The 14,391-nt window shown below is 63.0% G+C and carries 15 protein-coding genes; 4 read left to right on the top strand and 11 right to left on the bottom strand.

Annotated elements, in window-relative coordinates:
* Window positions 1–112 precede the first annotated feature (112 nt).
* The 11 genes from fabZ to rpsB form a co-directional block, all read right to left on the bottom strand.
* Complete coding sequence (gene fabZ, locus IT549_RS11210; RefSeq protein ID WP_292973174.1) at window positions 113–574, bottom strand: 3-hydroxyacyl-ACP dehydratase FabZ; 462 nt, start codon at window positions 572–574, stop codon at window positions 113–115.
* A gap of 20 nt (window positions 575–594) precedes the next feature.
* Window positions 595–1,350: an OmpH family outer membrane protein gene (locus IT549_RS11205; RefSeq protein WP_292973172.1), complete on the bottom strand. Its 756-nt coding sequence runs from the start codon at window positions 1,348–1,350 to the stop codon at window positions 595–597.
* Window positions 1,350–4,007, bottom strand: coding sequence for an outer membrane protein assembly factor BamA (bamA, locus tag IT549_RS11200; protein WP_292973170.1), 2,658 nt, complete (start codon window positions 4,005–4,007; stop codon window positions 1,350–1,352). Before bamA ends, IT549_RS11205 begins: the two co-directional genes overlap by 1 nt.
* Window positions 4,008–4,156: 149 nt before the next feature.
* The gene (locus IT549_RS11195) at window positions 4,157–5,242 is read right to left on the bottom strand and encodes a M50 family metallopeptidase (RefSeq protein WP_292973168.1); all 1,086 of its coding nucleotides are present in this window, start codon (window positions 5,240–5,242) and stop codon (window positions 4,157–4,159) included.
* 25 nt (window positions 5,243–5,267) lie between these two features.
* On the bottom strand, window positions 5,268–6,425 hold the full coding sequence (locus tag IT549_RS11190; protein WP_292973166.1) for a 1-deoxy-D-xylulose-5-phosphate reductoisomerase: 1,158 nt from the start codon (window positions 6,423–6,425) through the stop codon (window positions 5,268–5,270).
* Window positions 6,422–7,180: a phosphatidate cytidylyltransferase gene (locus IT549_RS11185; RefSeq protein WP_292973164.1), complete on the bottom strand. Its 759-nt coding sequence runs from the start codon at window positions 7,178–7,180 to the stop codon at window positions 6,422–6,424. The genes IT549_RS11190 and IT549_RS11185 overlap by 4 nt, the downstream gene beginning before the upstream one ends.
* Window positions 7,167–7,841, bottom strand: coding sequence for a polyprenyl diphosphate synthase (uppS, locus tag IT549_RS11180; protein ID WP_292973162.1), 675 nt, complete (start codon window positions 7,839–7,841; stop codon window positions 7,167–7,169). Before uppS ends, IT549_RS11185 begins: the two co-directional genes overlap by 14 nt.
* A gap of 36 nt (window positions 7,842–7,877) precedes the next feature.
* Window positions 7,878–8,435, bottom strand: coding sequence for a ribosome recycling factor (gene frr / locus IT549_RS11175; protein ID WP_292973160.1), 558 nt, complete (start codon window positions 8,433–8,435; stop codon window positions 7,878–7,880).
* A gap of 2 nt (window positions 8,436–8,437) precedes the next feature.
* On the bottom strand, window positions 8,438–9,160 hold the full coding sequence (pyrH, locus tag IT549_RS11170; RefSeq protein ID WP_292973158.1) for a UMP kinase: 723 nt from the start codon (window positions 9,158–9,160) through the stop codon (window positions 8,438–8,440).
* Window positions 9,161–9,301: 141 nt separating this feature from the next.
* Window positions 9,302–10,246, bottom strand: a complete 945-nt coding sequence (gene tsf, locus IT549_RS11165) for a translation elongation factor Ts (protein ID WP_292973156.1) — start codon at window positions 10,244–10,246, stop codon at window positions 9,302–9,304.
* Window positions 10,247–10,321: 75 nt separating this feature from the next.
* A complete protein-coding gene (gene rpsB / locus IT549_RS11160) occupies window positions 10,322–11,131 on the bottom strand; it encodes a 30S ribosomal protein S2 (protein ID WP_292973154.1) in 810 nt (269 codons plus the stop codon).
* A 230-nt stretch (window positions 11,132–11,361) separates the two neighbouring features.
* On the opposite strand from rpsB, the gene IT549_RS11155 reads away from it, so the two are divergent.
* The 4 genes from IT549_RS11155 (at window position 11,362) to IT549_RS11140 (ending at window position 14,331) form a co-directional block, all read left to right on the top strand.
* Window positions 11,362–12,054 carry a hypothetical protein gene (locus tag IT549_RS11155; protein ID WP_292973153.1) on the top strand — a complete coding sequence of 231 codons (693 nt, stop codon included), beginning with the start codon at window positions 11,362–11,364 and terminating at the stop codon, window positions 12,052–12,054.
* A 378-nt stretch (window positions 12,055–12,432) separates the two neighbouring features.
* Window positions 12,433–12,774, top strand: coding sequence for a DUF1778 domain-containing protein (locus IT549_RS11150; protein ID WP_292973151.1), 342 nt, complete (start codon window positions 12,433–12,435; stop codon window positions 12,772–12,774).
* A gap of 65 nt (window positions 12,775–12,839) precedes the next feature.
* Window positions 12,840–13,292, top strand: coding sequence for a GNAT family N-acetyltransferase (locus IT549_RS11145; RefSeq protein WP_292973149.1), 453 nt, complete (start codon window positions 12,840–12,842; stop codon window positions 13,290–13,292).
* A gap of 16 nt (window positions 13,293–13,308) precedes the next feature.
* Window positions 13,309–14,331: a hypothetical protein gene (locus IT549_RS11140; RefSeq protein ID WP_292973147.1), complete on the top strand. Its 1,023-nt coding sequence runs from the start codon at window positions 13,309–13,311 to the stop codon at window positions 14,329–14,331.
* Window positions 14,332–14,391: the final 60 nt, after the last annotated feature.

The following is a 14,391-nucleotide window of genomic DNA, read 5'->3' as shown; positions in this document are numbered from 1 at the left end:
GTCTTTCGCTAGCGGCCGGTTCCGACCGGCCTGGAAACAGAAGCGGCGCGCTTAGCCGCGCAATTTCGATTTGTCCAGTGTTTCGGCGGATGCGAGTACCGCAGCTCCCAACTCAGCTATCAGCTATCATCGCAGTGAACTGCACTTCACAGGTCACCTTGCCATCAACCGAAGCCTTGCCCCAGAATTTGCAGACCCGCGAACGCTTCTGCACAAAGCCGGCTTCAAGCTGCAACAGCACGCCCGGTTCCACAGGGGCGCGGAACTTGGCTTCCTCGATCGCCATGAAATAGACCAGCTTGCCGGTTCCGGCCAGGCCCAGGCTTTCGATCGCTAGGATGCCCGCAGCCTGGGCCAGGGCTTCGATCTGCAACACGCCCGGCATGATCGGGCGGCCCGGGAAGTGTCCCTGAAAGAAGCCTTCGTTGAAGCTGACCGCCTTGACTGCGGTAATCGCTTCCTCACCGACTTCGATCACCCGATCGACCAGCAGCATCGGATAGCGATGCGGCAGCGCGGCCAGGATCTTCGGAATGTCATAGGCCGAAGATCCGGCCGCTGCTGCTTCGCTCATCGCCTGCCCCTTGCCCTGGCTTAGCGGCCTTCGGGCTGCGGACCAGCCGGCTTGGCCGGGGCCGGAGCCGGAGTGCCAGCCGGACGCGGCTGGGCGCCGGCGGCCTGCTGTTGCTGCGCGGCCTGCTGTTCGCGCACCCGGCGCGGCTGCCAGCCAGCCGGCGGGGTGATCTGGACCGAAGGAACCAGCACGTTGAGTTCGGCCACGATCGCGCCAGTGATATCATACTGCGGCGCGGCAACCAGCACCGAGCCCGGGGTCAGCAGCAGGGTGATCCCACGCTTGCTCAGGGCGTTCTGCACGGCCTGCGGCAGCTTGTCGGTGATCTGTTCGATCACATAGTCTTCCGACTGCTGGATCGGGGCAAGCATCTGCTTGATTTCGGCTTCGCCCTGGTTCTGCAGCTTCTGGATCGCAACAGCCTGCTGCTGAAGCTGGGCATCGGGCTTCTTGGCCGCGATGTCGGCATTCAGCTGGTCAAGCAACGGCTTGATCTGGGTGTCATACTGCTTGGCGCGCGCCTGGGCCGCATCATAGGTCGGCTTGTAAACGCTCGAACGCTGCTGGGCAGCCGCACGGTAGGCGTTGGAGTTGGCAACCGCGCCGTCGAGATCGGCGGTGCCGACGCCCGGCAGCAGAGTGGCGCGCGGTGCGGCATTGGCGGCAGCCGGCGCGGGTGCAGTGGCGGGCTTCTTCGCGGCCTGCGCCTGAGCCGGAGCGGCCGACAGCGCCAGAGCCATGGCCAGGCCTGCCACGGTGGAGAGAATCTTGGTCATCAGAATTGGGTTCCTACGTTGAATGTGAAGGACTTGGTGTCATCGCCATCAACCTTGAGCAGGGTCTTGGCAAAGTCGATGCGGAAGGGCCCGAACGGCGAATTCCAGTTCACGCCGATGCCCACGGCAACGCGCGGCTTGGCCGAGTTGCCCAGGAAGAATTCGCGGAACGGCGTACCGCCTACAACGGTATCGCCGGTGCCGGTGCAGGTTGCCGGCAGCGTCGGCACACCGGCCTGGCTGGTGGCATAGCCGGTGGTGGTCACGCCATTGCAAACCTGGGTATAGGGGAAGGTCAGCGGCAGCGGATTGGGTGAGGTAATCCCCCAGACCGCACCGGCATCGAGGAAGATCGACGGCCGCAGCCCCATTTCCTTGGCGCCCGAACCCAGCGGAATTTCAAGCTCGGCATGGGCCAGGTAGTAATAGTGTCCGCCGATCGCGTCATCGCTCCACTGGTCGCGGTCTTCGATGAAGACGTTGTTGACCGTGTCGAACGGCTTGCGGATCACGCGCGGACCAAGGCCGCGAATGTCGAAGCCGCGCATCTGCGGTTCGCCCAGATAGAAGCGGTCGGTCAGGCGGACATCATCCACCCCGTTGGCCGCATTGCCCAGATCGTTGAGCGGGAAGATCGCGCCGCCCTCGGCCTTGACCGAGAAGATGAAGCCGCCGCCAACCGGGAAATATTGCGCCGCGTTGCCGCGCACGCGGGCATATTTGACCGAACCGCCCAGCCCGGCGAATTCGCCGGTGATCGATGCCGAACGCCCGCGCGAGGGACGCATGCGGTTGTCGAGCGAATCGTAGATCAGCGTCATGCCCAGGATCGAGCTGGTCCGCTTGCCCAGCGCGTCGCACAGATAGCGCCCGGCAATCAGCGGGTCGCATTCCGACAGCGGCGGGTTCTGGCGGGTCGAATAGTAGAGCGAGGGATCAACCGTCACGTCATCGAAGTTCAGCGTGTAGCTGCCGACGAACGAAACATATTCAGTCAGCGGCACCCCGGCCCGGATCTGCAGACCGGTGGTGGTCTGCTTGTAGATCGTGTTGCGGTTCGAATTGAGGTAGTTGAAGCTATTCAGATCGCGGCGATAGATGTTGACCGCGGTCGAGACGTTGCGGTCAAACAGGTAGGGTTCGGTGAAGCTGACGTCGATCTGCTTCGAATACTGCGAATAGGCCAGATTAAGCCCGATCGTCTGGCCGCGACCGCGGAAGTTGCGCTGCTCGACCGATCCCTGGAAGATCAGCTTTTCAAGGCTGGAATAGCCAGCCGAAAGCTGAAGCTGCCCGGTGGGCTTTTCCTCGACATTGGCTTCAAGCACGATCCGGTCGGGCGCGGAGCCGCCCTTCTGCTCAACCTCGAACTTTTCCTGGAAATAGCCCAGCGAATTGATGCGCGCGGTCGAGCGCTTGACCTGCAGCGAGTTGAACGCGTCGCCTTCGGCCAGGCGGAATTCGCGCCGAACCACCTTGTCCTGGGTCAGCGTATTGCCGTTAACGTCGATCCGCTCGACATAGACGCGCGGGGCCTCGGCAATCTCGAACGTCAGACCCATGGTCAGCTCGTCCTTGTTGCGGGCATAGTCGGGGCGCACGTCGGCGAAGGCATAGCCGAACGCACCCAGCGTTTCGTTGAGCCGCTCGATCGTATCCTCGACCAGCTTGGCGTTGTACCAGTCGCCCTTCTTCATCGGCAGCTGGCTGGCCAGGCGTTCACCATCGAAATCGCGCAGCTGGCTTTCGACCTTGACGTCACCGAACTTGTAACGCGGACCTTCCTCGACCACGTAGGTCAGGATAAAGTCCTTCTTGTCCGGGGTCAGTTCGGCAACCGCCGAAACCACGCGGAAATCGGCATAGCCCTTGGTCAGATAGAACTGGCGCAGCTTCTGCTGGTCAAAGGCCATCCGATCAGGGTCATAAGTCGTGCCCGAAGAGAACAGCCGCGAGAAGCGGGCCTCCTTGGTGAACATTTCGCCTTTCAGCTCATTGTCCGAAAAAGCCTCGTTGCCGATGACGTTGATCATCCGCACCTTCGACTTGGGGCCTTCGTTGATTTCGAAGACGATATCGATGCGGTTCTGGTCAAGCAACACCATCTTGGGTTCGACCGACGCGGCGAAGCGGCCCTGGCGCTTGTACAATTCGATGATCCGCGAAACGTCGGCGCGGACCTTGGAGCGGGTGAAGATCTGGCGCGGGGCCAGCTTGATTTCAGGCAGGATCTTGTCGTTCTTGATCCGCTTGTTGCCTTCAAGGATGATCCGGTTGATCACCGGGTTTTCCTTGACCTCAATCACCACCGCCCCGGCGTTGTTCGAAACCTTGACGTCCGAAAACAGCTCGGTCGCGAACAGGTCCTTCAGCACCTGGTCGGCTGCGGCCTGGCTATAGGGCTGGCCGATCCGCATCTTGATGTACGAACGGATCGTATCAGGCTCAAGCCGCTGGGCGCCATTGACGGTGATCGACTGGATCACATCGGCCGCCGGAGCCGGAGCCGCCACCGGAGCAACCGGCGCCGGCTGAGCACCGGCCTGGGCCAGCGCCGTCTGCGGCACACCGGCCAGCACCGAGCTGCCCAGCAGGGCAATGGCAAGGCGCAGCCCCGCAGGAGCGTTCTGGCTATGATCGGAAAGGCTGGAATTCATCGGCACGGTCGTTCCCGTCAAAGTGAAGCTGCCCGGGACACACCCGCAGCCAGAATAGATGTCGCTGCCCTCTGCCCGAAGCGCACAATCCGATCAAGCAGAGTCGCTGCAACCATCCGCAGTTATCAGTCCTTTTGGCCCGTTTCCGATCACAGAAACATCTGTGCCAGGTCGTTCAAGGTGACGAAGACCGCAAAGGCCAGCACGAAGGCCATGCCCAGACGGAACGCCAGTTCCTGACTGCGGATGCCCAGCGGCTTGCGGCGGACTGCTTCCGCGGCATAGATCGCCAGGTGCCCACCGTCGAGCGTGGGGATTGGCAGCAGGTTGATGAATGCCAAATTAATTGAGATCAGCGCGGCGAAGCCGGTGAACTCCAGCCAGCCCAGCGACAGCATTTCGCCCGAGAATTTGGCCACTTTGGGCAGCCCGCCCATCTCGCGGACCGAGCGTTCGCCGACGACGATCTGCTTCAGCCCGATCGCCATCATGCGGACCTGATCCACGCTGGAAATTACCCCGAAACCCAATGCTCTGAGCGGGTCAACCGGGGTGAATTCGGGCCGCGAACCAGCCGCGATGCCCAGCAGCCCGCGCCGGATCTCATTGCCGAATTCGTCCTTGCGCACATCCAGTGCCAGCTTGACCGGAATTTCGATCTTGCGCCCGGCGCGATCGAGCGAGACCACCACGGTCTGCCCCGGATAGAGCGCGACGCGCTGCGCGATTTGGGTGAAGTCTTCGATATCGGCGCCATCGATACGCTCGATCCGGTCGCCAAGCTGGATCCCGGCGGCCTTGGCGGCCGATTGCTCGGCAAAATCGCCCACCACCGGCGGAATCGAGGGCACGCCATAGGCCATCGCGAAACCGGCAAAGATCAGCACGGCGGTCAGCAGGTTGGCCAGCGGCCCGGCCAGCACGATAAACGCCCGCTGCCACAGCGGCGCACCGGGCATGGTGCCTTTCAGCTCGTCAGCCGGGCGATCGGCCAGGCTCGCGTCGGGCCTGCTCGAGGGATCAGCATCACCGGCAAACTGCACATAGCCGCCCAGCGGGAAAGCCGCGATCCGCCAGCGGGTGCCGCGCTTGTCGATCCGGTGCCACAGCTCCTTGCCGAACCCGACCGAGAACGTCTCTGCCCGCACGCCGCACCAGCGCCCGGCCAGGTAATGGCCCAGCTCGTGGATCACGATCAGCGGACCGAGCAGCAGGAGGAAAGCGACAATCGTCAACCAGATCGAAGGGGAATGGGCCAAGTCAGGCAAGCTCCAGCAATTCACGCGCATGCGCCCGCGCTTCGGTATCCACACCGAACACCTCGGCAAGCGAGGTTGGGGCCGGGGGCGTATAGCGCGTCATCGTTGCTTCGACCATTACCGCAATCCGGCTGAACGGAATCTGTCCGGCAAGAAATGCTGCGACCGCCACTTCGTTGGCAGCATTGAGCACCGCCGGAGCCGCCCCGCCCGCCTCGGCAGCTTGGCGGCACAGGCGGGTGGCGGGAAAGCGTTGTTCGTCCGGCGCACGGAAGGTCAGTTCGCCCAGTGCGGCAAGGTCAAGCGGATCGCACGGCGTATCCATCCGCGCCGGCCAGGCCAGGCATGAGGCGATCGGCACCCGCATGTCCGACGGGCCAAGCTGCGCCAGCGTCGATCCATCGCGGTATTCGACCATCGAATGGACCACCGATTGCGGATGGACCACGATCCGCAGCTTATCGAGCCCGACCGGGAACAGGTGGTGCGCCTCGATCAGTTCGAGGCCCTTGTTGAACATGGTCGCGCTATCAACGCTGATCTTGGCGCCCATGTCCCAGTTGGGGTGCCTGATCGCCTGCGCCGGCGTTGCGGCGGCCAATTGTTCCGCGCTCCAGTCGCGAAACGGGCCGCCGCTGGCAGTCAGCGTGATCGAGCGGACATGCGCCGGATCGTTTCCGGCCAGGCACTGGAAGATCGCATTGTGTTCGCTATCGACCGGCAAGAGCGTGGTGCCGTGACGCCGCACGGCCTCGATCATGACGTCACCGGCCGAAACTAGCGCTTCCTTGTTGGCCAGCGCAACAGTGCCGCCCTGCTCGATCGCGGCCATGGTGGGCGCCAGTCCGGCACAGCCTACGATCGCCGCGATGGTAATGTCCGCAGGACGCGCTGCCGCTTCGACCAGTGCCCCGGCCCCGCCAGCCGCCGCAATTCGCGAACCGGCCAGCGCCTCGCGCAGTTCCGGCAGGCAGCTTTCGTCCGCCACCACCGCCACTTCGGCCGAAAATTCGCGCGCCAGGCGGGCCAGTTCCGCAGCCTGGCAATTGGCGGTCAGCGCCACAACCCGCCACTTGCCCGGCTCACGCCGGATCAGGTCGAGCGTCGAAGCGCCGATCGAACCGGTTGCCCCGAGGATCGAAATCGAACGCGTGGTCACTGGCTGAACACGAACGAATGGACCGACAGCAGGCCGATCGCGAACATCACCGCCAGCATGCCGTCAGCGCGGTCAAACAGGCCGCCGTGGCCAGGGATCAGCTGGCTGGAATCCTTGACCCCGGCGCGGCGCTTCATCCAGCTTTCAAAGAAATCGCCGCTCTGCGCGATTACCGCCAGCACAGCGCCGGCCAGCAGGCAGCCGAGCAATTTGGGCGCAACGATCTGATCTGCGGCAAGATCGCTAGCGCCGTGCGCGGTCAGCAGATAGCTGCGGACCAGGTACTGGTTCAGGATCAAGGCCAGATAGATCATCAGCCCGGCCCCCAACATGCCCCCGCCCAGCCCTGACCAGGTCTTCGACGGACTGATCGCGGGAGCGATCTTGGGCCCACCCAAAGTCCGCCCGGCAAAATAAGCGCCAACATCGGTGCCGATCACGCCCAGCAGCACCAGCAGCAACATCGGCCAGCCGGTCGCCGGATCCTCGCGCAGCACCACGAACATCAACGCCGCCAGCCCGACATAGACCAGCCCGCCCAGCATCCACAGGACCAGTCCGACCAGCCCGGGCACGAAGCCGCGCACCAGGTTCCACCACTCCCAGACCACGCCCAGCGCCACTGCGCCGACGAACAGGGCCCAGAACCAGCCTCCCAGCCAAAGTGCCGTGCCCGCCACGCCCAGCATGACCAGCGCCGAGGCGACGCGCACCTTGAGGTCGCTCTTCTTCGGCTGTGCCTCAGCGTCCGCCATAGCGTCGTTCCCTCCCGGCAAATTCAGCCAGCGCGGCTTCGAGGTGCGCCGGGGTGAAATCGGGCCATAGCGTTTCGACGAAGAGCATCTCGGCATAGGCCGCCTGCCACAGCAGGAAGTTCGACAGCCGCACTTCGCCCGAAGTGCGGATCAGCAGGTCGAGCGGCGGCAGGCCGGCGGTATCGAGTTCGGCCCCGATGCTCTCGATCGTCACTTCGCCTTTGGCTGCAGCCTGCGCGGCGGCGCGGGCAATTTCATCCTGCGAACCATAATTGAGCGCGACCACCAGCGTCGTGCCGTCATTGTGCGCGGTCTTGGCCAGCGCATCTTCCAGCAGATCGACAATATCGGCCGACAAGGATTTGTAATTGCCGATGATCTTCAGGCGCACATTGTTGGCGATGAATTCTTCGAGATCGGCAATGATATAGCGCTTGAGCAGCCCCATCAGCGCCGAAACTTCCTCTTCGGGACGGCGCCAGTTTTCGGTGCTGAAGGCGTAGAGCGTCAGCGCTTCAAGCCCCATGCGCCGTGCCGCGCGCACCACCTCGCGTACGGCCTCAACCCCGCGCTGGTGCCCCACGGCCCGCGGCAGGTGGCGCTTCTTGGCCCAGCGCCCGTTGCCATCCATGATGATGGCGACGTGACGGGCCTTAGACATGGCGCATGACCCGCTCGTCCAGAGCTTGCCGAAGGATCACTTGCCGAGGATTTCCTGTTCCTTCTGCGCCGCCACGCCGTCGGCTTCCTTGATCATCTCGTCGGTCAGCTTTTGCACTTCGGCTTCACCGCGCTTGCGCTCGTCCTCGCCGATTTCCTTCTTGTTTTCATCGGTCTTGAGCGCATCCATTCCGTCGCGGCGGACGTTGCGGATCGCGACACGGGCCTTTTCGGCGTAGGAATGCGCCAGCTTGGCCAATTCCTTGCGGCGTTCCTCGGTCAGGTCGGGGATCGGCAGGCGCAGGTTGTTGCCATCGTTGATCGGGTTGAGCCCCAGCCCGGCCGAACGGATCGCCTTTTCAACCGGGCCGATGTTCGACTTGTCCCAGACCTGCACCGAAAGCAGGCGCGGTTCGGGCGCGCTGACCGTGGCCACCTGGTTCAGCGGCATGTGGCTGCCATAGACTTCGACCGTGATCGGATCGAGCAACGTGGTGTTGGCGCGGCCGGTGCGCAGGCCGCCCAGATCATGCCGCAGCGATTCCACCGCGCCCTTCATCCGGCGCTCAAGGTCGGCCTTGTCATATTTGGCCATGATTACAGTTCCTTCTTAACAACGGTCTGTGTCCCCGCCCCGGCGAGCACGCGGGCTAGGTTGCCCTTCTCGCGGATCGAGAAGACGACGATCGGGATGTTGTTGTCACGGCACAGCGCCACGGCGCTGGCATCCATCACTTTCAGGTTTTGCGCCAGCACCGTGTCGTAATCGACGCTATCGTAACGCTTGGCGTTGGGGTTGTGCTTGGGATCGCTGTCATAGACCCCATCGACCGATGTGCCCTTGAGCAGCGCGTCGCACTGCATTTCGGCAGCCCGCAGCGCGGCCCCGCTGTCGGTAGTGAAATAGGGCGCACCCACCCCGGCGGCGAAGATCACCACCCGGCCCTTTTCAAGGTGACGTTCGGCGCGGCGGCGGATGACGGGTTCGCAGACCTTGTCCATCTCGACCGCGCTCTGCACCCGGGTGTGGACCCCCAACTGCTCCAGCGCGTTCTGCATCGCCAGTGCGTTCATCACCGTGGCCAGCATGCCCATGTAATCGGCCTGGGCGCGGTCCATCCCCTTGGCCGCGCCGGCCATGCCGCGAAAGATATTGCCGCCGCCGATCACCAGGCACAGCTCCAGCCCGGTATCCTTGGCCGCCTTCACTTCCCTGGCCAGTTCGGCAACGAATTCCGGATCGATCCCGAACTGCTGGTTGCCCATCAGCACTTCGCCGGAGAGCTTGAGGAGGATGCGTTTGTAGGCGGGCTTCGACATGCGTTTGCGCTTCACTTTCGGAAGGTTTGAGCGGCCTTATACCCAAGGTGGGTCAAAGCCAAGAACTGCACGGATAATTCATGCGAAAAGGGCGCGGACCCTGCGGTCCACGCCCGTTCTGCGCCTGCCTTGCGGCCGGACTTAGTTCAAGCCCGCAGCAGCGGCGACTTCGGCGGCGAAGTCGCTTTCGGCCTTTTCGATGCCTTCGCCGAGCTGGAAGCGGACATAGTCCTTCAGCACGATCTTGGTGCCGGCGGCCTTGCCGGCCTGCTCGACCACCTGGGCGACCGGGGTCTTGTTGTCCATCACGAAGATCTGGCTGAGCAGCGCGTTGTCCTTGGCGAACTTGGCGGCGGCACCATCAGCGCGCTTGGCGAGGATATCGGCGGGGATTTCCTTGCCGGTCTTGGCGGCTTCCTCGGTGGCCTTTTCCAGCGCGATCTTGCGTTCACGCTCAAGCACTTCGGGATCGAGGTCATCGGCCGAAAGCGCCATCGGGAAGGCAGCGGCGATGTGCATCGCGATCTGCTTGCCCAGCGGCTCGAGCACGTCGGCACCGGCATCCGATTCCAGCGCGACCAGCACGCCGATCTTGCCGAGCATCGGCGCGGCGGCGTTGTGCATGTAGGGCACGACCAGCCCGCTCGAAACCGCAACGGTCTTCATCCGGCGAACCTGCTGGTTTTCGCCGATCGTGGCGACGTTGTTGGTCAGCGTGTCGGCAACGGTGCCGCCGCCCGGATAGGCCGCAGCCTTGAGCGCTTCGACATCGTCCGCAGCGGCGCCCAGCGCGACTTCGGTGGTCTTGCGCACGAAGTCCTGGAACTGGTCGTTCTTGGCGACGAAATCGGTTTCCGAATTGACTTCGACGGCAACGCCCTTGGTGCCGGCAACGGCCACGCCAACCAGGCCTTCAGCGGCCGTACGGCTGCTCTTCTTGGCCACGGCAGCCAGGCCCTTGGCGCGCAGCGCGTCAACCGCGGCTTCGAAATCGCCGCCGGTTTCGTCGAGCGCCTTCTTGCAATCCATCATGCCGGCGCCGGTGCGCTCGCGCAGGTTCTTCACGTCAGTGGCAGTATAAGCCATGTGACTTGTCCTTCTAGAAATGAACTGGCGGCCAGGGCCACTGGCCCCGGCACGCTACAGGTTTGTGACCGGCCCTCAGGCTTCGGTCGCGGTTTCTTCAGCAGCAGGAGCAGCTTCTTCGGCAACCGGAGCTTCGACCACGGCTTCTTCAACCGGGGCCACTTCCTGCGCGCCGATATCGGCACCCGAATCGACCACGGCTTCCTGACGGCCCTTGGTCGCGGCAGCGGCAACCGCTTCGCAATAGAGGCGCAGCGCGCGGCTGGCATCGTCGTTGGCCGGAACCGGGAAGGCGATGCCATCGGGCGAGACGTTCGAATCGAGGATCGCGACAACCGGGATACCCAGCACGTTGGCTTCCTTGATCGCCAGCTCTTCCTTGTTGGCGTCGATCACGAACATCACGTCGGGAATGCCGCCCATGTCGCGGATGCCGCCCAGCGACAGTTCCAGCTTGTCGCGTTCGCGGGTCAGCTGAAGCACTTCCTTCTTGGTCAGGCCCGCAGTGTCGCCCGACAGGCGTTCTTCCAGGCTCTTGAGGCGCTTGATCGACTGGCTGATGGTCTTCCAGTTGGTCAGCATGCCGCCCAGCCAGCGGTGGTTGACGAAGTGCTGGCCGCACTGACGGGCGGCCTGGGCCACCGGTTCCTGCGCCTGGCGCTTGGTGCCGACGAACAGCACCTTGCCGCCCGCGCGGACAGTGGCGTCGATGAATTCGAGAGCGCGCGCGAACAGCGGCACGGTCTGCGACAGGTCAAGGATGTGGATGCCGTTGCGGGCGCCGAAGATGTACGGCTTCATCCGCGGGTTCCAGCGGTGGGTCTGGTGGCCGAAGTGAGCGCCGGCCTCGATCAATTGCTGCATGGTGACGACAGGAGCCGCCATAGGTAATTCCTTTCCGGTTGCACCTCTGGGAAGCTGGAACCGCGCGGAGACCCCGCTAAACGGCACCGGGTTATGGTGCTTCCCATGTGGATTTGCCCGCGAGGAGATCCCGCAGGCCGCGCGCCCTTAGCCGGGTTGCGCGGCAGAATCCAGCGCTAATTTCGGCCCTACCCGCTTCCGGCGGGCACATCTTGCATTGCAAAGTTCCGGCGCGCTGCAATGACAGGCGGATGAACACGGCGCAGCCAAGCGTGAACCGGGACGGGATCCGGCAAGCAGTCGAACAGGCCGGACTGGCGCTGCGCGGGGCGCTCCGCCTCGAACCGGAGGAGCAGACCGGGCTGCTGGCGGGCATGCACCAGATCGTGCTGGTCGGCCTGATCGGCCGCACCGGCTGGGACAGCTTTGCCCGCTCCCCCGAAGCCGGCGACGGCCGCCCCGATCCGCTTGACCGCTGGAGCGAGCGCTGCCTGGGCGAGCTTGCCCGGCACCTTGGCGCGCAGGCGCTGTACCCGTTCGGCGGGCCGCCCTACTGGCCGTTCCAGCGCTGGGCCCAGCGGGCCGAGCCGCTGGCCCCCTCCCCGCTCGGGCTGCTGATCCACCCCGACTACGGGTTGTGGCACAGCTATCGCGGCGCGCTGGCCTTTGCCGAGCCGATCGACTGGCCCCCGGCCGCGCAAGCCCCCTCGCCTTGCGCCAGCTGCGCCGACCAGCCCTGCCTCACCGCCTGCCCGGTCAGCGCCTTCGGCCAGGCCGGCTACGATGTCGCCGCCTGCGCCGGCTGGCTGCGCAGTCCGGCGGGCCAGACCTGCATGGACCAGGGCTGCCAGGCCCGGCTGGCCTGCCCGGTCGGCCGCCCGTTCGCGCACCGCCCCGACCAGGCCCGCTTCGGCATGCGCGCCTTCCTCGCCGCCCGCGACTGAGCGCGGTCCAGACCCCGAGTCGCAGCGTCACGCCGGGGTTTAGTTGACAAAGTGCATCCCCGGCGCGCCGTTATGTCCATAGAACCGCGCGGACATGATGGTTTTCACGATACAAAGAGCCGGTGAGAAGGTAGCAGCCGGCGGGGATGTAGGAAAATTGGGGTGGATGGTTGGACACTTCGAATAGCCGTCTTTGAAGCCTCAAATGTGGATTAGCTGGCGTTCATTCGGCGCTTTCGAGATCGCTGAGCGGTCTACTGCTAGTTTGAGATAAGTTGGACGAGCTACTTTAGGCAAGCTGATTACACACCCACAGCGCAAGGGCCATACCAACTATTTGTATTGACATTGTGGATACGCAAGAGCATATTGTTTGGCATGTCGAAGGCTCCCACATCCTCTTCTGAAAGCTCTGATCGGACGGCTACAATGGTAGTCGAGCGGTCCTCGGCTGCCGATACGAAGGGGAGTATCAACCTGCGGATCGAAGCCAACACTCGCCAGATCATAGACAATGCAGCAGCGGTATTGGGGAAGACGCGCACAGAGTTCATGGTCGAAAGTGCCCGGAAACAAGCAATCGATGTCCTTCTCGACCAGCGATTATTCGTACTGGATTCCGAGCGCTACGATGCCTTCATGCATGCGCTCGACAATCCTCCCGCACCGGGACAGAAGCTGCGATCTCTGCTGCGCCGAGTGCCGGCATGGCAAAATTAGGGGGCGCAACGGAGCGTCCTGACGCTGGTCTTTTCGCTCCAGTTCCACTAACCGCTGCACACGATTTGTCGGAATTCGATTGCGACGAACCAGCGTTGAATGACTGGCTACGTAATCGGGCTCTGAAAAACGAAAGCCGGTTCTCGCGCACTTATGTCGTTTGCGATCAATATCGGGTGGTCGCTTATTTCTGCATTTCCGCGGGCGCGGTCGAGCGTGTATCTGCTCCTGGCAGGATTCGTCGCAATGCGCCCGATACAATTCCGGTCTCGGTAATCGGGCGTTTGGCCGTCGATCGCGACTATGCGGGAAAGGGACTCGGAGCCGATATTCTGTCGGAAGCGTTGCGCCGGATCGCAATCGCTTCCCAGAGCATCGGCATTGGCGCCGTGCTGGTCCATGCGAAAGACGATGCCGCTAGGCGGTTTTACCTCCGCTCCGCTGAGTTCATCGAATATCCCGAAGACAGCCGAACGCTGTTCCTCCCCATTGAGACTGTGATCGCAGCATTCAGCTAGATTGGAGGATTGAGGAGTGGGCGAAGCAAAGCGAAAGAGGCAGGAACGGGAGACTTGGCCGGATACCGATAGCTACAGGGGTACGATCGACCTTCACGTGCTCCCCTCCGTCGCTGCGATCAATGGTGCGCGTATCCGCGAACTGACAGGCGATCACACCATTCAGGATTCGACCCGGATCATTTTGCGGGCATTCAGGGCAATCGTTGGGCCGCGAACTCTTCATGTCGGCTTCTGCCTTGGTGACGGAGAAACGTCCAGCGCGGTCGGCATCGCTGTCATCGAGCGGCTGGCGATGGAAGCGCCGGGAGCTGCGCTCCACATTGTTCCGATAGTTCATGAAGACATCGCGTGGGACATCGTGATGCGGCTTCTGCGTAGTTTCACAGGCCAGTTGCTGCTGTTCGCGTTTCCAAATTCAGACGTGTATGACGCCGGCACCGCGCCGGTCTCATATTCAAAACATATCCGGCAGTTCGATCCAGAAGGTAAGCAGCTCGACCGCCTGACCGATATGCAACATCGTCGGATTCTTGAGCATAAGGCGGCAATTCTCGACCGCCCGCCACCGCCTAAATTTTACGCCACGCAAGGGGTCGAGCAAGAGGATACCCCATGGATCTTTCGGATCACGACGCCGGGCGGCAAGACTATTCGGGCGGCAGTTTGGGATGGCAGGCGCAACTATTCGCATGAGATGCCTGCCGACATCGTGCGATGGGTCGGCGGTAACAAGATCGCGATTGTGCAAGTCGAAAGTCCGGTCGGCGCAAACCTTCGCTCATCTCTCCAACTCACTCATCAGCTGACCGAAGATTTCGACGGTGTTATCCATTGGGCGCGTGACACCGAAACGTTTCAGTCGATCCTCAGATCGTTCATCCGTCTCGATCTGGATTCTGTTAGTCCGCCTGATCTTGCCGATGAATGGGAGCCTGAAATTACAATAATAGGAGCAAATGGTTCAGCCAAGGTGACGTGCTCCCCTGATTGTTACCATTCAGAGGGAGAGTCTGGCTCTTTCATGATGGTTGTTTGATGGGATGGCAACGTGTCTGGGGGTATGCCCCCAGACACGTTGGCCGGCGATCTCGGCGGG

Origin of the sequence: Novosphingobium sp. (genome assembly GCF_020852455.1) — a bacterium.
Lineage (GTDB): Bacteria > Pseudomonadota > Alphaproteobacteria > Sphingomonadales > Sphingomonadaceae > Novosphingobium.
Note: the sequence above shows the minus strand (reverse complement) of the source record. Positions and strands in the feature narration are given on the sequence as shown.

Coding starts and splice junctions, on each gene's coding strand:
- uppS (WP_292973162.1), bottom strand. CDS start 7,841: ATGTCTAAGGCCCGTCACGTCGCCATCATCATGGATGGCAACGGGCGC.
- IT549_RS11205 (WP_292973172.1), bottom strand. CDS start 1,350: ATGACCAAGATTCTCTCCACCGTGGCAGGCCTGGCCATGGCTCTGGCG.
- frr (WP_292973160.1), bottom strand. CDS start 8,435: ATGGCCAAATATGACAAGGCCGACCTTGAGCGCCGGATGAAGGGCGCG.
- fabZ (WP_292973174.1), bottom strand. CDS start 574: ATGAGCGAAGCAGCAGCGGCCGGATCTTCGGCCTATGACATTCCGAAG.
- rpsB (WP_292973154.1), bottom strand. CDS start 11,131: ATGGCGGCTCCTGTCGTCACCATGCAGCAATTGATCGAGGCCGGCGCT.
- IT549_RS11185 (WP_292973164.1), bottom strand. CDS start 7,180: ATGGCGGACGCTGAGGCACAGCCGAAGAAGAGCGACCTCAAGGTGCGC.
- pyrH (WP_292973158.1), bottom strand. CDS start 9,160: ATGTCGAAGCCCGCCTACAAACGCATCCTCCTCAAGCTCTCCGGCGAA.
- IT549_RS11155 (WP_292973153.1), top strand. CDS start 11,362: ATGAACACGGCGCAGCCAAGCGTGAACCGGGACGGGATCCGGCAAGCA.
- IT549_RS11150 (WP_292973151.1), top strand. CDS start 12,433: ATGTCGAAGGCTCCCACATCCTCTTCTGAAAGCTCTGATCGGACGGCT.
- bamA (WP_292973170.1), bottom strand. CDS start 4,007: ATGAATTCCAGCCTTTCCGATCATAGCCAGAACGCTCCTGCGGGGCTG.
- tsf (WP_292973156.1), bottom strand. CDS start 10,246: ATGGCTTATACTGCCACTGACGTGAAGAACCTGCGCGAGCGCACCGGC.